This window comes from Halorarum salinum (assembly GCF_013402875.1).
GTDB lineage: Archaea > Halobacteriota > Halobacteria > Halobacteriales > Haloferacaceae > Halorarum > Halorarum salinum.
On record NZ_CP058579.1, the window covers coordinates 3,678,678 to 3,695,077 of the forward strand.

The 16,400-nt window shown below is 69.8% G+C and carries 16 protein-coding genes; 6 read left to right on the forward strand and 10 right to left on the reverse strand.

Annotated elements, in window-relative coordinates:
* Window positions 1-249 precede the first annotated feature (249 nt).
* Window positions 250-1,296 carry a metallophosphoesterase family protein gene (locus HUG12_RS18610; RefSeq protein WP_179270215.1) on the forward strand — a complete coding sequence of 349 codons (1,047 nt, stop codon included), beginning with the start codon at window positions 250-252 and terminating at the stop codon, window positions 1,294-1,296.
* Window positions 1,297-1,372: 76 nt separating this feature from the next.
* Here HUG12_RS18610 and HUG12_RS18615 read toward each other — a convergent pair whose 3' ends face one another.
* Window positions 1,373-2,413, reverse strand: coding sequence for an NAD(P)-dependent alcohol dehydrogenase (locus tag HUG12_RS18615; RefSeq protein WP_179270216.1), 1,041 nt, complete (start codon window positions 2,411-2,413; stop codon window positions 1,373-1,375).
* Between the two features lie 128 nt (window positions 2,414-2,541).
* On the opposite strand from HUG12_RS18615, the gene HUG12_RS18620 reads away from it, so the two are divergent.
* Both HUG12_RS18620 and HUG12_RS18625 read left to right on the forward strand, forming a co-directional pair.
* Window positions 2,542-3,588 (forward strand): amidohydrolase family protein, encoded by a 1,047-nt coding sequence (locus tag HUG12_RS18620; RefSeq protein WP_179270217.1) that lies wholly within the window; start codon window positions 2,542-2,544, stop codon window positions 3,586-3,588.
* Window positions 3,588-4,418: an iron-sulfur cluster assembly protein gene (locus tag HUG12_RS18625; protein WP_179270218.1), complete on the forward strand. Its 831-nt coding sequence runs from the start codon at window positions 3,588-3,590 to the stop codon at window positions 4,416-4,418. The genes HUG12_RS18620 and HUG12_RS18625 overlap by 1 nt, the downstream gene beginning before the upstream one ends.
* Window positions 4,419-4,476: 58 nt before the next feature.
* Here the strand turns inward: HUG12_RS18625 and HUG12_RS18630 are convergent, their stop codons facing one another.
* Entirely contained in the window at window positions 4,477-4,632 is a 156-nt protein-coding gene (locus tag HUG12_RS18630) for a DUF1059 domain-containing protein (protein ID WP_179270219.1), read from the reverse strand.
* Window positions 4,633-4,879: 247 nt separating this feature from the next.
* Entirely contained in the window at window positions 4,880-5,260 is a 381-nt protein-coding gene (gene gcvH / locus HUG12_RS18635) for a glycine cleavage system protein GcvH (protein WP_179270220.1), read from the reverse strand.
* A gap of 159 nt (window positions 5,261-5,419) precedes the next feature.
* On the opposite strand from gcvH, the gene HUG12_RS18640 reads away from it, so the two are divergent.
* Entirely contained in the window at window positions 5,420-5,737 is a 318-nt protein-coding gene (locus HUG12_RS18640) for a cupin domain-containing protein (protein WP_394354268.1), read from the forward strand.
* Between the two features lie 53 nt (window positions 5,738-5,790).
* Here the strand turns inward: HUG12_RS18640 and gcvT are convergent, their stop codons facing one another.
* The 4 genes from gcvT to HUG12_RS18660 form a co-directional block, all read right to left on the reverse strand.
* Window positions 5,791-6,885: a glycine cleavage system aminomethyltransferase GcvT gene (gene gcvT, locus HUG12_RS18645; RefSeq protein ID WP_179270221.1), complete on the reverse strand. Its 1,095-nt coding sequence runs from the start codon at window positions 6,883-6,885 to the stop codon at window positions 5,791-5,793.
* A gap of 77 nt (window positions 6,886-6,962) precedes the next feature.
* The gene (locus tag HUG12_RS18650; protein ID WP_179270222.1) at window positions 6,963-7,718 is read right to left on the reverse strand and encodes a PHP-associated domain-containing protein; all 756 of its coding nucleotides are present in this window, start codon (window positions 7,716-7,718) and stop codon (window positions 6,963-6,965) included.
* 184 nt (window positions 7,719-7,902) lie between these two features.
* Window positions 7,903-8,109 carry a hypothetical protein gene (locus tag HUG12_RS18655; protein WP_179270223.1) on the reverse strand — a complete coding sequence of 69 codons (207 nt, stop codon included), beginning with the start codon at window positions 8,107-8,109 and terminating at the stop codon, window positions 7,903-7,905.
* Between the two features lie 116 nt (window positions 8,110-8,225).
* A complete protein-coding gene (locus tag HUG12_RS18660; RefSeq protein WP_179270224.1) occupies window positions 8,226-9,914 on the reverse strand; it encodes an aldehyde ferredoxin oxidoreductase family protein in 1,689 nt (562 codons plus the stop codon).
* A 461-nt stretch (window positions 9,915-10,375) separates the two neighbouring features.
* Here HUG12_RS18660 and HUG12_RS18665 point away from each other — a divergent pair, with 461 nt between their 5' ends.
* Together HUG12_RS18665 and HUG12_RS18670 are read left to right on the forward strand one after the other, a co-directional pair.
* Window positions 10,376-11,173 (forward strand): SDR family oxidoreductase, encoded by a 798-nt coding sequence (locus tag HUG12_RS18665; RefSeq protein ID WP_179270225.1) that lies wholly within the window; start codon window positions 10,376-10,378, stop codon window positions 11,171-11,173.
* Between the two features lies 1 nt (window position 11,174).
* Window positions 11,175-12,650 (forward strand): acetyl-CoA hydrolase/transferase C-terminal domain-containing protein, encoded by a 1,476-nt coding sequence (locus HUG12_RS18670; protein WP_179270226.1) that lies wholly within the window; start codon window positions 11,175-11,177, stop codon window positions 12,648-12,650.
* A 106-nt stretch (window positions 12,651-12,756) separates the two neighbouring features.
* Here the strand turns inward: HUG12_RS18670 and HUG12_RS18675 are convergent, their stop codons facing one another.
* The 3 genes from HUG12_RS18675 to HUG12_RS18685 all read right to left on the reverse strand — a co-directional run bounded on the left by HUG12_RS18675 (window position 12,757) and on the right by HUG12_RS18685 (window position 16,216).
* On the reverse strand, window positions 12,757-12,993 hold the full coding sequence (locus HUG12_RS18675; protein ID WP_179270227.1) for a hypothetical protein: 237 nt from the start codon (window positions 12,991-12,993) through the stop codon (window positions 12,757-12,759).
* Window positions 12,990-14,984 carry a TRAP transporter permease gene (locus tag HUG12_RS18680; RefSeq protein ID WP_179270228.1) on the reverse strand — a complete coding sequence of 665 codons (1,995 nt, stop codon included), beginning with the start codon at window positions 14,982-14,984 and terminating at the stop codon, window positions 12,990-12,992. The genes HUG12_RS18675 and HUG12_RS18680 overlap by 4 nt, the downstream gene beginning before the upstream one ends.
* A 98-nt stretch (window positions 14,985-15,082) precedes the next feature.
* Window positions 15,083-16,216 carry a TAXI family TRAP transporter solute-binding subunit gene (locus HUG12_RS18685; protein ID WP_179270229.1) on the reverse strand — a complete coding sequence of 378 codons (1,134 nt, stop codon included), beginning with the start codon at window positions 16,214-16,216 and terminating at the stop codon, window positions 15,083-15,085.
* Window positions 16,217-16,400 lie beyond the last annotated feature (184 nt).

Genomic DNA, 16,400 nt, shown 5'->3' on the forward strand with positions numbered 1-16,400 from the left:
ACCTCCGATTCCACGTCCGTGCCGTCCGGGGACCGCCTCGCGTCCACGTCTGTCCATGGGTTTGCCTACGACCGGGCGGTCAAGAGTCGTTCGTTCCCGGACGGAGGTACCGGGGGAGCCACACGGAACGAGGGGACGAGCGCGGGGACGGACGGGACCGCGCCCGGCGCCATTTTTCTATATATACTATTGAGTAACGCAATAGTTTTGCCGTTACGCTTATCACTCGATCGCGGCAAGTTCGCGCGAATGCACGTTCAGGAACTCGCCGACCGTCGACTGTTTTCGAGCGAGCGGTCCGCTCACGACCTCGCCTACGAGACCCTCACGGGGGACGAGCGGTGCGTCGCCCGCTTCGATCGACCGCGGAGCGCGGTTCCCCGGCGGCTCGCCGTCGTCTCCGACCCCCACGTCGCCGGAGACGAGCGCGGGACGTGGAAGCTGTTCCACCGAACCCGCGAACGGTTCCGGGCGACGCTCGCCGACGTCGAGGCGCTCGGGGTCGACGCCCTCGTCGTCCCCGGCGACCTCACGAAGGACGGGGAGGCCGAGAACCTCGACTGGACGGAGGCGGCGCTCGACGACGTCGACGTTCCGGTCCTCGCAGTTCCCGGCAACCACGACGTGAAGGGGTTCCCCGTCTCGGCGTTCGAGGAACGGTTCACCGAGGACGGGTTCCCGGTCCGCCTGCGCCTCGACGGCCTCGACGTCGTCGGCCTGAACAGTGCGATGTGCCCGGACGAGGGAGATGACCCCGAACTGGACGTCGTCTCCGAGGACCAGTTGGAGTGGCTCGAGGCGACGCTGCCGGACGCGACCGATCCGATCGTCGTGACCCACCACAACCTGCCGGGGCTCGAAGCACACGTCGGCGGCGACGGCTGGGCCCCCCACCCGCCGGTCGGGAACGCCGACGCCCTGGCGGAGGTCCTCTCGGCCCACGACGTCCCCCTCCACCTCTCGGGGCACGTCCACCTCCTGTCGCTCACCCGACCCCGGGGCGTCCGCGGCCTGATCGCGCCGTCGCTCGCCTCGTTTCCCCAGTCGTACCTCCTCCTGGACGTCGACGCGACCGGCACGACGGTACGGTGTCGGACCGCCGCGACCAGGGCGGACGTCGAGGAGTCCTACGAGGAGGGACTGGCCCACTCCCCGCGCAGCACCGTCATCTCCGAACTCAACGCCGAACAGCTCCGGCGCCTGCCGCTCGTCGACGAGCGCACGGACCCCACGCCGGAGATCGACCCGATCCGGACGGACGGACCGGACGCTGGCCCCGACGGCGGGGCGTCCTGACGGGGGCTGTCGTCCCCAGTTGGACCGCGGCCCGTCGGTGCACTCGGGGCCGAACGGCCGCCACGCGTCGGTACCGCTACGGGACGATGACGGCCCGCCCCTCGATCTCGCCGTGTTCGAGCCGCTCCGCGACCTCGTTCACCTCGTCGAGCCCGTACCGCGTCGTCCGCAGTTCGACCGCCCCCCGCTCGACGAGCGCGACGAGTTCCTGGAGTTCGGCGTACCGCCCGACGAGCGTCCCGCGGTACGCGATCTCGCCGTCGACGAGCGACTGGGCCGGCTCGTGGACGTGCCCGCCGTAGCCGACGACGTGGTGTGAGCCGCCCTGGGCGAGGACGTCGGGCGCGAGCGCCGTCGTCTCGTCGGCGCCGACGAAGTCGAGCACCTGGTGGGCGCCGACGCCGTCCGTGAAGTCGTCGACGACCGCGGCCACGTCCTCGGCGGTCGGGTCGACCGTGAGGTCCGCGCCGAGTTCCGCGGCCAGATCGCGCGCTTCCGGTTTCACGTCGAGCGCGACGACGTCCGCGGCGCTCATCGCGTCGAGACACTGGAGGCCGATGTGGCCGAGCCCGCCGATCCCCACGACGACCGCGGCGTCGCCGGGGTTGAGTTCGCGGGTCGCCTTCTTGACGGCGTGGTAGGCGGTGATTCCCGCGTCCGCGTGGGGCGCGACGTCCGTCGTATCGACGCCGTCCGGGAGGGGGACGACCGCGCGCTCGTTCGTCAGGAGGAACTCGGCGAAGCCGCCGTCGGTGGTGAGGCCCGGGAACTGGACGTTCTCGCAGTACATGTCCTCGCCCTGCCGACACGGGCGGCACGTCCCGCACGTCATCACCGGGTGGCAGACGACCGGGTCGCCGACCTCGACGGTCGTCACCGACTCGCCGACCTCCGCCACCCTCCCCGCGTTCTCGTGGCCGAGCGTCATCGGGAGCTCCTGGGGGACGTACTCGGTCCACATCCCCTCGATGACGTGGTTGTCCGTCTGGCACCACCCCGCCCCCTCGATCTCGACGACGACCCCGCCGGGCTCGGTCGGCGTCGGCCGGTCGACCTCGTCGATGCTGAGGGCCTCGCTCATGTCGTCGGTGTAGGCGTGGAGTCTCGCGGCCTGCATGTCAACTAGTGACACACGAGGGACCAAAGTCGTTGTCACGGCTCGCTGTCAGTTCCCGGGCGCGGGCGCCCCGGGCGGGGACCCCCCGACGAAAGTATCATGATAATTGGGAACAATTAGCGAACGGGATGTACGAGCACGAAGGGGAGGACGTCTTCGTCGTCGACTCCCACATCCACCTGTGGGACGCGAGCGAGGAGAACGTGAAGTCGGACGGCGGTGAACAGTTCATCCAGTGCTTCTACGACTACCACACGGGATTCACGCCGGAGGGGGAACAGTGGTCCCTCGAGGAGTACCGGAAGTACGGACCCGAGCGGATGGCGAGGGACCTCTTCGGGAACGCCGCGGTGGACATGGGCATCTTCCAGCCGACGTACCTGAACGACTTCTATCACACCGGGTTCAACACCGTCGACGACAACGCCGAACTGGCCGAGCAGTATCCGGAGCGCTTCCTGCTCAACGGCCGGTTCGACCCGCGCGACGGCGAGCCGGGGCTCCGCGAGCTCGAGCGCCAGAAGGAGGAGTACGACGTCCAGGGCGTGAAACTGTACACCGCCGAGTGGCGCGGGGACTCGAAGGGATGGCGGCTCGACTCCGAGGAGGCGTTCGAGTTCCTCGACAAGTGTGCGGAACTCGGCATCGAGAACATCCACCCGCACAAGGGGCCGACGATCCGCCCGCTGAACCGCGACGCCTTCGACGTCGGCGACGTCGACGACGCCGCCACCTCGTTCCCGGAACTGAACTTCGTCGTCGAGCACGTCGGGCTCCCGCGGCTGGACGACTTCTGCTGGATCGCCGCCCAGGAGCCGAACGTCTACGGCGGCCTCGCGGTCGCTGCGCCGCTGGCGGTCCACCGCCCGCGGAAGTTCGGCGAGATCATGGGCGAGCTCCTCTTCTGGCTCGGGGAGGACCGCCTGCTGTTCGGCTCGGACTACGCCCTGTGGAACCCCGACTGGCTCGTCGAGACCGTGATGAACGCCGAGCTCACCGAGGAGCAGCGCGACGAGTACGGCGTCGAGTTCGACCTCGAGACGAAGCGGAAGATCATGGGCGAGAACGCCGCCGAACTCTACGACATCGACATCGAGGAGAGGAAACGCCGGTTCGAGGACGACGCGGCGAGCCGCGAGTTCGGGATCGGCGACGGCTACGCCGCCGCCGACTGATGGGCGCCGACGCACGGCCCGCCGTCACCAGCGAGCGGGCGCGACGACGGCTCCGGCGGGTCACGGACCCGGAGCTCGACGAGTCGATCGTCGACCTCGGCTACCTCGACGAGGTCGCCGTCGACGGCGGCCGCGTGGCGGTGTCGTTCACGCTGCCGACCGCGTGGTGTTCGCCCGCGTTCGCCTGGATGATGGCGACGGACGTCCGGGACGAACTGGACGCGCTACGGGACGTCCGTGACGTCCGGGTGAACCTCCGCGATCACGTGCACGCCGACGAGATAACGACGGGCGTGAACGACCGCCGCTCGTTCGCCGAGACGTTTCCCGACGCCGAGGACGGCGTCTCGGCGGTCCGGGCGAAGCTGGACGACAAGGCACGGCTCGCCCGCCAGCACGAGGCGGTCGGGGCGCTCCTCGAAGCCGGCCTGTCGCGGGAGCAGATCGTGTCGCTCACCCCGGCCGACCTCGACGGGGTCGGCCGCCCCGCCGCGGACGTGGCCGGGGCGCCGGACCGGTCGCCCGATGGGGACCGTGAGTCGCCGGACGACGACTTGGCGTGCCTGGCGCTCCGCGACGGAGCGGTTCACGTCGCCGTCGAGGCGGGGCCGCTCGTTCGGTACCTCGAGAAGGCGCGGGAGACCGGGTTCCTCGCGGACGTGGACGACCCCCTGTTCGGGACGCCGGACGGGGAGGCGCTCACCGCCGAGCGGTTCGACGACGTCCGTGCCCGTACCAGGCTGGCGTCGGTGAACATGAGCGGGCAAGGCGGGGTCTGTGACGCGCTCAACGAAGCACGTCGGTCGAAACTCGGCCGGAAGGAGCGGTGAACGCGGGCGGGGACGCGCTCCGCGAGGGACCGACTGCCCTACCGCTCCTCCACCCGCCCTACGTCTCCTCGATCATCCCCCGCGCGTCGTCGTCGCTCACGTCCATGTCGTGTTTCTCCTGCGCGTGCCGCTTGACGATGGAGACGACCTCGCTTTCGTCCTCGGACTGTACCATGAAGCCGTCGTCCTGCCCGCAGTTTACCTTGTACGCCATCGTGGTGCACCCACCGCCACGTTCGTCCGAGCCCGCAATAGCTATACGGAGGGTACTCGCGGGAAAGACGGCCGTTCGTTCACCGCGGTGACGCGAACGGGACTCGCCGGGGGAACGACGCCGGAAACCGCGGGAGGCCCGGACGTAAGCGGTCCCTGTGCCGGCCGAACGGCGGCCTACCTCGACCCGGCGAACCGTACGGACCGGCGCGTCCGGCCGGGCGCGGCCGCGAGCCGGCCGTATCTGGTCACTCGATCTGGTCGCGGTAGTCGTCGGGGGAGAGCAGGTCCTCCAGTTCCGACTCGTCGGACGGGTCGACCTCCAGCATCCACCCGTCGCCGAACGGGTCCTCGTTGACCAGTTCCGGCTCGTCGAACAGCGCCTCGTTGACGGCGACGACCTCCCCGGAGACGGGGGCGTACAGGTCCGAGACGGCCTTGATCGACTCGACCACGCCGAACTCCTCGCCCGCGGCGAGTTCCTCGCCCTCGTCGGGCAGTTCGACGAACACCACGTCGCCGAGTTCGTCCTGGGCGAAGTCGGTGATGCCGACGCGGTGGGGCGGTTCGGTCGAGACCCACTCGTGGGACTCGCGGTACCGGTTTCCGTCGGGCACGTCGAAGCTCATCGTGTCTCGGGTCGAGGTTCACGGGAGTCGGCCAAAAAGCCCCACCTTCCCGGAGCGGGGTCGACGGCCCGCAGCGCCGGTTCGGCGGTCGGTCTGACCACACGGCCGGCCGTTCGGACCGGCGGAGCGCTTTTGGACGACCCGTACGATGGTTGTCACGTGAGCTACTCGAAGGAGAACTACGGCGACGTCGAACCGCAGGCGCCCGGCATGCACTTCCTCCGGGACGCGCTGGACTGCGAACGCCTCGGGCTCACCGTCGTCGAGGGCGACGGGGAGTGGAGCGGGATGGAACACGACCACGCGGAGGAGGACCACGAGGAGGTGTATCTCCTGATGGAGGGCTCGGGGACCCTCACCGTCGACGGCGAGGACGTCGACCTCGACCCGGGCGACGCGGTCCGCGTCGCGCCCTCGTCGACCCGGACGTACGAGTTCGACGAGCGGAGCCGGATGGTCGTCGTCGGCGCCCCCTGAGAGTCCGGGGACCTCGGCGGGGCCAGCGGTAGGAAGAACTATCGCCGCCGCGGTCACTCGAACGGCGTATCGACGACGGTCGCCCGCTTCTCCTCGCCCCTGACGACGACGTGCACCGGCGCTCCCGGGTCGGCGAGGTCGGTCGGGACGTAGCCGAGCGCGACCGCCTTGCCGAGCGTGGGGCTCATCGTGCCGCTGGTGACCCGGCCGACGACGTCGCCCTCCTCGTCGGTGACGTCGTAGCCGTGGCGGGCGACCCCCCGCTCCCGCAGTTCGATGCCGACGAACGACTCCTCGATCCCGCCCCCCTTCTGCTCGCCCAGCGCGTCGCGGCCGACGAACTCCGTGTCGAGGTCGACGACGAACCCGATGCCTGCCTCGTAGGGGGTGTGCGGTTCCTCCCCGGGGTGGAAGTCCTGCCCGGAGAGGAGGAACCCCTGCTCGATGCGGAGCGTGTCGCGGGCGCCGAGCCCGCAGGGCTGGCACTCCGCCGCGAACGCCGACCAGACCGCCTCCGCGTCGCCCCACGGGCAGACCAGTTCGAAGCCGTCCTCGCCGGTGTAGCCGGTCCGGGCCACCCAGCACTCGACGCCCGCGACGCGGGCAAACGTCGCCGTGAACTTCGAGAGGTCGAGGACGTCCGCGTCGGCCTCGTCCGCGACCAGGTCCGGCGCGTCGGGGCCCTGGACCGCGAGCATCGCCCAGTCCTCCGTGACGTTCCGCACCTCGGCGTCGAGGTCGGCGTCGTCGCGGTGGGTGACCCACCGGTCGTACGCCTCCTCGTCGTGCCCAGCGTTCGGGACGAACAGGTACGCGTCTTCCCCGCCCTCATCGGGCAATCGGTAGACGACCGTGTCGTCCAGCATGACGCCGTCCTCGCGGCAGATGGCCGAGTACTGCGCGTCGCCCGGTTCCAGCGCGGTGACGTCGTTGGTGGTGAGCCGCCCCATCAGCGCCGTGGCGTCCGGCCCGACGACCTCGATCTCGCCCATGTGGGAGACGTCGAAGACGCCGGCCGCCTCGCGCACGGCCTCGTGCTCCACCCTGATGGAGTCGAACTCCACCGGCATGTCCCAGCCGCCGAACTCGGTGAACGACGCGCCGCGTTCGGCGTGGACGTCGCGCAGCGGCGGCTTCCGTAAGGTCATGGTCGAACCGTCGACAGGCGGCAAGTAATGTCTTTTTACTCGCTCCGACGCCGGCGCTGCCGTCGGCGCGGCGCGGGTCAGGCGTCCCGCATCGAGGCTGGCCGGGGCGTCACGTACGGGACCCGGGAGGTCAGGAGGTAGGCGCTCTTCCGTACGGCGCCCTTGGCGTACTGACGCGCGCTGCGGTGGATCGGCGTCCGCCGGCCCCGGATCCGGGTCTCGCCGACGCGGAACGCCTCGACCACGTCGTCGACGGCGATCTCGGCGGGCGGCGTCCCCGGGTCGACGTCGGGGAGCCCGAGTTCCGTGTACGCCCGGCCGACGTTACGGATGTGGTGAGCGTCGCTCGCCCCGAGCTTCGAGTACCCGCGCCGCTCGGCGAACGCGTTCGCCCGGCGGTTCCGATAGCCCGTGAACACCATCGAGTTGTACACCTCGATGCCGTCGCAGTCCCCGATCCAGCGTTTCCGCACCCCGTGGCGGCTCCGCTGGAACGGGTGGGGGACGACGCCGACCCCGCCGAGGTCGCGCACGGTCTCGATGGTCTCCTCGAGCGGCCGCCCCTTCCTCGGCCGCTCCTCGACGCCGATGGCGAGCAGGTGGCCGGCCGCGGTCGAGACCTCGACGCCCGGGATGCCGACCAGCCCGTACTCGTCCGCCAGCTCCGCCGCGTGCAGCGACTCGTCGATCGAGTCGTGGTCCGTGACGACGACCCCGTCGAGGCCGATGTCGCTGGCGTGCTCGAGGATGAGTTCGACCGGTTCGCGACCGTCGTAGGAGCCCTCCGAGTGGACGTGCGGGTCGATCCGGAGCACGGCCCCCTCCCCCGTCATGTGACCGGCGTACCGGCTCCAGCGTTAAGAACTCGCCCATCCGTCCCCCGGAACGGTCCGGACGGCGACGCGAGGGCGGGGACGCGCCCGACCGCGTCGAGTCGGCCGCCTCCCGCCGTCCCGAACGACGGGGGCGACTCGGACCCACCTCGGCCGCGGGGTCGGAGGAGACCGGCAGGGTCGGTCAGGACCGCTTTCTCTCCTTGAGCTGATCGATCGTCGACTCCACCGCGGTCCGTTTCTCGCCGATCGTCGCGCCCACGAGCGCGCCGACGCCGGCGGCCGTGCTGGCGGCGTTCCGACCGATCAGGCCGCCGAGCGCACCGCCGACGGCCGCACCCATGGCCGCGAACTTCGCACGACTCAACGCACGCGTGATTCGATCTCTCATGGTTCAACGTCGTGAATATCGACCATAAAGCTACTCCAGCCCCGTCACGTCGCGCGAGGTGGAGGGACGGTCGAGCGAGCCCGAAGCGCCTCCCGCAGTTCGACGAGCGGTCGCGGTCAGTCCGCGCTCGCCTCGCCCGTGGCACCGCTCGCCGCGTCCGGCGGGACGGTGCCGTCGGGGTTCCAGCCCCGCTGGTCGTAGTAGGCGTCGAGCGCGTCGTGGAACCCGTCGAGCGAGTACGGCAGCGTGTCGTCCGCGCGGGAGAACCCGCGCTCGTTGTTGAACCGTCGCTCCAGCGTGACGACCCGGTCGCCGACCGCGAGCAGGTCGTCGTAGTCGGCCTCGAACAGCGCCTCGAAGCGCTCGGGCGTCATCATGCCGCGCGAGAACCGGCAGACGATGCCGCAGTCCTCCAGCGCGCGGGTGTTCTCGACCTCCACCAGGCGTTCGACCTTCTCGGGCGGGAGCCCCTCGGGGTCGAACGCCTCCTCCTTCGAGACGAGCGGGTACTCGTAGGCGTAGAACGTCGCGTACATGTGGTCGGCGCCCCGGTTCGCGACCGCGAACGAGAGCCCCTGGCCGTTGAGCGTGCGGCCGTCGTGGGCCGGGAAGTCCATCCCCTTCACCGTCCAGTTGTCGACGCCGAGTTCGCCGTGGACGCGGTCGACGCCCTCCGCCAGCGTGTCGCCGATCCCCTCCCGGTGGGCGATCTTGTCGACCAGTTCGTGGATCAACTCCGTGTCGCCGAAGGCGTCCTCGCTGGCCAGGTACGCGGCGACGGTGTCGCCCGCCGAGATGGTGTCGAGGCCGTAGCGGTCGCACTGCTCGTTCGAGCGCATCACCTCGACGATGTCGTCCTCGTCGCAGTTTCCGCCGAACGACATCACCGTCTCGAACTCGGGACCCTCGGTCTCGACGCCCGCCGCCTCGTCCTTCGTCGGAAGCTTGCAGGCGAACGCGCACTGCGAGCAGGTCCCCTTCTTGAACTTCTTGGACTCCACCGCGTCGCCGTTGATGGACTCGGCCCTCTCGTAGGACGTCTCCGAGAAGTAGCGCGTCGGGAACGCCTCCACCTCGTTCGCGAGGTCGGTGACGCTGGTGGTGCCCTGGCGCTTCATGATGTGTTCGCTCGTCGCGGCCTCGCGGTGGACGTCCATCGCCGTCGCGTCGACGTCGATCTCGGGGGCTGCGTCGCCCTCGAAGGTGAGCGCCTTCACGTTCTTCGCGCCGAGGACGGCGCCGATGCCGCCGCGGCCGAACGCCCGCGACTCCGAGGTCATGACCGAGGCGAACCGGACCTGGTTCTCCCCTGCGGGGCCGATGCAGGCGAGGTGTTCGGCCTCCAGGTCGTGTTCGGCCTCGGCCCACTCGGTCACCTCGGGGACCTCGGCGCCGGCGAGGTCGGGGACGGGTTCGAACTCGACCCCGTCGTCCCGGACGTGGACCGCGAGCAGTTCGTCGGCGGCGCCGACGAGTTCGACGGCCGCGTTGCCGGTCCCGGCGAAGTTCCGCGAGAGGAAGCCGCCGGCGTTCGACGAGAGCAGGCCGCCGGTGAGCGGCGAGAGCGCGGTGGCCGCCATCCGACCGGTGAAGCTCATGCGGCTGGCCTGCATCGGTCCGGTCGAGAGGTAGACGCGGTTCTCCGGTCCGAACGGGTCGGCGTCGAACGGGATGCGGTCGTACGCGAGCGCCGTGTTGACGCCCCGACCGCCGATGAATCGTGCGAGCGTGTCGTCGACGTCCTCGGTCGTCGCCTCCCGTGCGTCGAGGTCGACGGTCAGGAGTGGCCCTTCGGCGTGGAGCATGTGTCGGGTGGTGGGACCGGAAGGTCAAAAAGGACTACCCCGCGAGGGGAGGTTCGTTCCCGTCGCATGGTTTCCGGAAGTCCCCGGGGCGCTCGGCTCGTGCCCGGTTCAGCCGTCGTGGCGCAGTCGTCGAAAGCCCCCGCGGGCTGGACTCGGTGCGGCCGCCGTCGTTCGCGTGAGCCTCGCGCGGGCCGGACGCGCACTACCCGGGACCTCCGGTCCCGGGAGGTGCTCCGAGAATCTTCGATTCTCGGCGTGACGAGACGGCGAGGCCGTCTCGAACCATCACGCTCGCTCGCTTCTCTCGCTCGCGTGACCGAGGCGCTGCCGCCGCGCGCCGCGTGGTTGGACCCCCGAGGAGCGGCGGGTCTGGGCGGCCCCCGGAACGCCCGCCGGCGAACCTGCCAGCAACGTTTCGGGACGGGCCAACGATTATACCGGTACTCGCCGGAGGTCCCCGCATGGATCTGGGCATCGACGGCGACGCGGCGCTCGTGACCGCCTCGAGCGGGGGGCTCGGAAAGGCATCGGCGCGGGCGCTCGTCCGCGAGGGGGCGAACGTGGCGATCAACGGCCGGACCGAGTCGACGCTGGAGTCGGCCGCGGCCGACCTCCGCGGGGAGGCGGCCGGGGACGCGAGGGTCGTGCCGATCGCAGGCGATCTGACCGACCCCGACGGCGTGCGGAACCTCGTGTCGACGACGGCAGAGGAGTTCGGGGGGCTGGACCACCTGGTGACGAGCGCCGGGGGCCCGCCGTCGGGCGCGTTCCTCGACACCACCGACGGGGACTGGTACGACGCGTACGACCTGCTCGTCATGAGCGTCGTTCGGACGGTCCGGGAGGCGGCCCCCCACCTCCGCGCGGACGGCGGTGGGACCGTCGTGACCGTCGCGTCGCGGACCGTGAAGGAGGCGGTCGACAGCATGGTCCTCTCGAACTCGGTGCGGGCGGGCGTGGTCGGCCTGGAGAAGACGCTCTCGAAGGAGCTCGCCCCGGAGGTGCGCGCGAACGCAGTCCTCCCGGGGTCACACGACACCGAGCGCGTGCGCAACCTCGTCGACCAGGCGGTCGAACGGGGAGATTACGAGTCCGCCGACGAGGCGAGCGCCGCGCGCGTCGCGGAGGTCCCGCTGGACCGCCTCGGGACGACCGAGGAGTTCGGGGCCACCGTCGCGTTCCTCTCCTCGCCGAAGTCCGGCTTCGTCAACGGGACCGCGCTCCCCATCGACGGCGGGTCGATCGGGTCGAACCTCTGAGATGTCGGGAGCGCCCACCGACGCCGACGCGCTCGACGGACGACTGCACGGCGACCTCCCGGTGACCGACGCCGGGAGCGCCGCCGCCATCGTCGCCGACGACGCGACGGTGCTCACAAGCGGGTTCGGCAGCGTCGGCTACCCGAAACTCGTGCCGCTCGCGCTGGCCGACTCGGACCGCGACCTCTCGCTCACGCTCGTGAGCAGCGGCAACGTCGGCGAGGAGATCGACGTCTCGCTCGTCGAGTCGGGCGCGGTCGCCCGCCGCTCGACGTACCAGTCCTCGTCGGTCGCCCGCGCGGCCACGAACGACCGCGAGGTCGCGTTCACCGACCGGAACGCCTCCGCCATCGGCGACGAGGTCCAGTACGGCGGGATGGTCGACCCCGACGTGGCGGTCGTCGAGGCGGTCGCGGTCGGCGAGGACTGGTTCGTCCCCTCGACGTCGCTCGGGGCGACGCCGGCGTTCGTCGAGGCCGCCGACGAGCTGATCGTCGAGGTGAACCGGGCCCAGCCGCTCGGACTCGCGGCGCTCCACGACGTCCACCGCCCCGACGCGCCGCCGGACCGCGGCCCGATTCCGCTCTCCGGTCCCGGGGACCGCATCGGCACCGCCCACGTGGCGTTCGACCCCGGGAAGCTCGTCGCCGTCGTGGAGACGGACCGACCCGACTCGACGTACACCTTCCGCGATCCGACCGACGACGACCTGGCCATCGCCGCGAACCTCGGCACGTTCCTCGCGGCGGAGATGGAGCGCTCGCCGGCGTTCGAGGACGCCGTCCACCTCCAGTTCGGCGTCGGCTCGCTCGGCAACGCGCTGATGGGCGAGCTGATGGACCTCGAGTTCGGCGGCCGCGACGTCGTCTACTTCGGCGAACTCATCCAGGACGGCCTGCTCGACATGCTCGACGCCGGCCGGCTCGAGTGCGCGAGCGCGACCTCGCTCGCGCTCACCGCGGAGGGGCAGGAGCGCCTGTTCGCGGACGTCGAGCGGTACGCCGAGGACGTCGTGCTCCGCCCGGCCGACGTCTCGAACCACGCGGGGCTCATCGACCGGTTCGGCGTCGTCGGCGTCAACAGCGCCATCGAGGTGGACGTCTACGGCAACGTCAACTCGACCCACGTCGGCGGCACGCGGATGATAAACGGAGTCGGCGGCTCGGCCGACTACAACAGGAACTCGCTGGTGACCGTCTGCGCGCTCCCCTCGACGCTGAAGGGCGGCGAGGTGTCCCGGGTCGTCCCGATGACGTTCCACGTCGACCACACCGAACATGACGTCGACGTGTTCGTCACCGAGCAGGGCGTCGCCGACGTGCGTGGCCGCTCGCCCGTCGAGTGCGCGCAACTGATCATCGAGCAGTGTGCCCACCCCGACGTCCGACCGGATCTGCGCGCGTACCTCAGGGACGCCCGCGAGGGGGGCGGCCACATCCCCCACGACGTGAAGCGCGCGGCCGAGTGGGACGGGTAGGCGTCCGCCTCCGCGACGCGGTCGTCCGAGAACGTTTCGACGGTTCGGGGACGGCGTCGCCCCCGGCCGTCGGTCGGAGCCGCCGCCGGCGAACCCCCCTACGGGGTCAGCCGGCGAGGAAGAAGAGGTACAGCCAGTAGACGTAGCCGCCGGTGAGCACGAGGGCGACGATCCCCTCGAGGACCTTCGTGTAGGAGTCGCCGTGCGTCTCCCGGAACTCCTGGACGAGCCGGAACCGGTCGTAGACGGGCAGCAGCGGATCCGGCAGGACCTCCTCGAGTCCGCCGACGTTCTCGACGTCGGCGTGCTCCTCGGCCGCCTCGGCCGTCTTGGAGTCGCTCATTGGCCCACCCCCTTCAGGAACGGCAGTTTCATGCCGCGCGTGATCACCTTCTCGGCGACGAACACGGCCGCGAAGACGGCCACGCCGGCGAGCTTCGCCAGTTCACCGGGGTAGACCATCACGAGCACGCCGAGCACGGTCAGCGCGACCCGGAGCAGCACCCGGCGCCCCACCCGCATCTCGAACGGGTAGTTCAGCCCGTAGATCATCGCGATGCCGCCCATCAGCACCAGCGCGCCGGCGATCAGCGTCGGCAGCCCGAGCGACATCGAGACGATCGCCGGGTTGTAGACGAACGCGACAGGGAGAACGAAGAGCGGCGCGGCGATCTTGATCGCGGCCCCGCAGACGCGCCAGAAGTTCGCCTCCGCGATGCCGGCGGTGACCACGGCCGCCGTCGCGACCGGCGGGGTGATCCCCGCGAGGATGGCCGCGTAGAAGACGGTGTAGTGGGCCGTGATGGCGGGGACGGCGAAGTCCGAGATGAGCGTCGGCGCGATGAGGATGGCGACGATGACGTAGGCCGCGACCGTCGGCATCCCCACGCCCATCACGATGCTCACGACCATCGCGAGCAGCACGGCGAACAGCAGGACGCCGCCGGAGAGGTCCATGAGCAGCAGGGCGATCTTGTTCGGGACGCCGGTGACGCTGAAGATGTCGATGACGCCGTTGACCGCCACCAGGATGATGGCGATGGGCGCGAGGATGATCGCGCCGCGCCGGAACCCGAGCACCGTGTTCCAGAACTGGTCGACCAGTTCGGAGCCGGGACCCGTCTCGGAGCCGTCGAGCGCCCGCTGGATCGGCGGGACGGCGACGCCGAAGACGACCATCGCGACGATGGTGTACAGCGCCGAGGTCATCACCGTGTACTGGAGGATCCCGAGGAGGTAGATCAACACGAGGAACGGGACGCCGAACCGGACCGCCTCGAACAGCTTCTCGTCGTTCGTGAGTTCGTCGTCGAAGAACTCGGAGAACTCCATCTCCTGGTCGCTCGTGTCGCTGATCGCGGTGTAGTGGACCGCGATGCCGATGCAGGCGACGAGGATGGCCGCCGGGACCAGCCCCGCGACGACGATGTCGATGTAGGCGACCCCCAGGTACGAGGCCATCACGAACGCCGAGGCGCCCATGACCGGCGGGAGCACCTGCCCGGACGTCGACGCGACCGACTCGATGCCGGCCGCCCGGTAGCCCTTCATGCCGCTGTCCTTCATCGTCGGGATGGTGAACGACCCGGTCATCGCGGCGTTCGCGGTGTAGGAACCGTTGATCGACCCGATGACCGCCGACGCCAGCACCGCCGTCTGGGCGACGCCCGACTCGATGTACTTGCCCGACTGGATGGCGACCCGGAGGATCAGATCGAACGCCCCGTAGCCGAACAGCAGGCCCGCATAGAGGAGGAACGGCGCGATCCACGCGGCCGTCAGCTGCGTGAGGCTCCCGTAGAACCCGTAGAGGTCGGTGACCAGCGACTGGAGGAGCGTCAGCTCCGTCATCCCGCCGTGGTTGAGGATCCCGGGCGCGTGGTTGCCGAAGACGCCGTAGATCATCGCGCCGCCCACGAGGCCGAGGAAGAGGTTCCCGAACTCGCGCCAGGTGAGATACAGGATGGAGACGATGATGATCCGCGCGAGCTGGTACTCGTGCTCGAGCGCGTACCCCTGCTGCATGACGTACACCCGGTCGAAGTTGGCCGCGAAGTAGAGCGAGGCCGAGATGAGGATGATCGACGCCGGCAACAGCACCGCCGCGTCGATCCTGTCGCCCGCCTCGAGCGCCTGTCGGGTCTGGTCGATCGCGTAGACGGTGAGGATGCCGCCGACGAAGATCACGCCGTACTGGACGCGAGACATGGTCTGGGTGTACGCCCAGAAGAGGACGATCCCCCAGAACAGGATCGCGCTCACGGTGACGCTAACGTCCAGGCCGCGTAGGGTATTGGATACGAGAGTACTCCGTTGGTCTGTCTCTGAACTCATTCGTTAGTGGTTGAATCGCGTCGTATGTTAACTTACCCTCGACGGGGAGGGTCGTCGAACGGTCGGTGCAGGAGACCCGGGCGGACTCTCGGGCCGGTCTACTCGCCCACGGTCAGGCTGTCGTCCCAGGCGTCCTTGTCCTGGAAGTACTGGGCCGCCCCCGGGTGGAACGGGTACTGGTCGCCCTCGAGCGCGGCGCCGAGCAGGTCCTCGGTGGACTCGACGGTGATGAACTGGTTCTCCGCCTCGGTGACGGTGTCGTTGTGCTCGTCGACGACGCGGCACAGTTCGTACACCGCGTCGGCGTTCGCGTCGGGGTGGAAGACGTAGGTGACCTGCAGGTCCCAGGTGAACACCTCGTCGGTGCCGATGTCCTGTTGCCAGTTGAACTCGTCGACGGAGATGTCCGAGGAGCCCGCGCCCGCGTACTGCTCGGCGGACTGGCGGAGCGCGTCGGTCGGTTCGACGTACTTGACGTCGACCCGCGCGTCGTACTCGGTCACCCAGCCGGTGTGGCCGGCGCCCGGGGTGCCGTACGCGATGGCGGCGTCGATGCGGCCCTCCTCCATGGCGCCCGGCGCGTCGCTGACGCCCATGTTCTGGATGTTCATCTGGTCGTAGACGTCCGCGGTCGGGTCCTGCGACCAGACGTCGAGCGTCGTCGCGCGCGTCGAGAACCCGGGCTCGGCCGGGTAGACGTTCTTGCCCGCGAGGTCGTCGAACGTCTCGATGTCGGTGTCCGACCGTGCGACGACGTAGATGCTGTACGGGAACGCGAAGAACCCCTGATACGGGACCGAGTCGACCGACTGCTCGGAGAAGTCCCCCCGGTCGTTCGCCGCCTTCGTCATCGAGTTGTTGTCGACGATGCCGGCGTCGAACTGGTCCTGGTCGAGCCGGTACAGGGTGCCGATGTACCCCGGACTCTCGACGGTCGAGTAGTCGAGCGAGTCGCTGTTCTGGCTGACCGCACGCTCGACGGCGAGGCCGACGTCGCGCGTCCCGCCGGTCGACGTGCCGACCCTGAGCGAGAGGTCCCCGCTGCCGCCGCCGTTGCCGCCGCCGTTGCCGCCGCCGTTACCGTCGCCGTTACCGCCGCCGTTCCCGTCGCCGTTGCCGCCGCCGTTTCCTCCGCCGTTGCCGCCGTCCCCGCCGCAGCCGGCGAGGCCGACTACGCCCGCTGTCGCGCTTCCGTACAGGAACTGTCGCCGGCGGATGGGATCATCTGCCATAGTCATCCGTGTCGAATGGGGGCATCTATAACAATCCTTTCGTTGGCTGCGCGAAACTAGCGGTAAAAATAACAACATACACATTTATCGTGACAGCTACGGCCCGATTCGTGTCCGATCCGCATCCAGTTAGCGTCCGGTAACGAAGGATTGAAGGGCCGTAACCTGAGGATGGACCGCGACA

Bases quoted from the DNA above. Each gene is read 5' to 3' on its own strand.
- HUG12_RS18610 (WP_179270215.1), top strand. From the start codon at position 250: ATGCACGTTCAGGAACTCGCCGACCGTCGACTGTTTTCGAGCGAGCGG.
- HUG12_RS18680 (WP_179270228.1), bottom strand. From the start codon at position 14,984: ATGAGTTCAGAGACAGACCAACGGAGTACTCTCGTATCCAATACCCTA.
- HUG12_RS18620 (WP_179270217.1), top strand. From the start codon at position 2,542: ATGTACGAGCACGAAGGGGAGGACGTCTTCGTCGTCGACTCCCACATC.
- HUG12_RS18625 (WP_179270218.1), top strand. From the start codon at position 3,588: ATGGGCGCCGACGCACGGCCCGCCGTCACCAGCGAGCGGGCGCGACGA.
- HUG12_RS18665 (WP_179270225.1), top strand. From the start codon at position 10,376: ATGGATCTGGGCATCGACGGCGACGCGGCGCTCGTGACCGCCTCGAGC.
- HUG12_RS18630 (WP_179270219.1), bottom strand. From the start codon at position 4,632: ATGGCGTACAAGGTAAACTGCGGGCAGGACGACGGCTTCATGGTACAG.
- HUG12_RS18650 (WP_179270222.1), bottom strand. From the start codon at position 7,718: ATGACGGGGGAGGGGGCCGTGCTCCGGATCGACCCGCACGTCCACTCG.
- gcvT (WP_179270221.1), bottom strand. From the start codon at position 6,885: ATGACCTTACGGAAGCCGCCGCTGCGCGACGTCCACGCCGAACGCGGC.
- HUG12_RS18660 (WP_179270224.1), bottom strand. From the start codon at position 9,914: ATGCTCCACGCCGAAGGGCCACTCCTGACCGTCGACCTCGACGCACGG.
- HUG12_RS18655 (WP_179270223.1), bottom strand. From the start codon at position 8,109: ATGAGAGATCGAATCACGCGTGCGTTGAGTCGTGCGAAGTTCGCGGCC.
- HUG12_RS18675 (WP_179270227.1), bottom strand. From the start codon at position 12,993: ATGAGCGACTCCAAGACGGCCGAGGCGGCCGAGGAGCACGCCGACGTC.
- HUG12_RS18670 (WP_179270226.1), top strand. From the start codon at position 11,175: ATGTCGGGAGCGCCCACCGACGCCGACGCGCTCGACGGACGACTGCAC.
- HUG12_RS18685 (WP_179270229.1), bottom strand. From the start codon at position 16,216: ATGGCAGATGATCCCATCCGCCGGCGACAGTTCCTGTACGGAAGCGCG.
- HUG12_RS18615 (WP_179270216.1), bottom strand. From the start codon at position 2,413: ATGCAGGCCGCGAGACTCCACGCCTACACCGACGACATGAGCGAGGCC.
- gcvH (WP_179270220.1), bottom strand. From the start codon at position 5,260: ATGAGCTTCGACGTGCCCGACGGAAACCGGTACCGCGAGTCCCACGAG.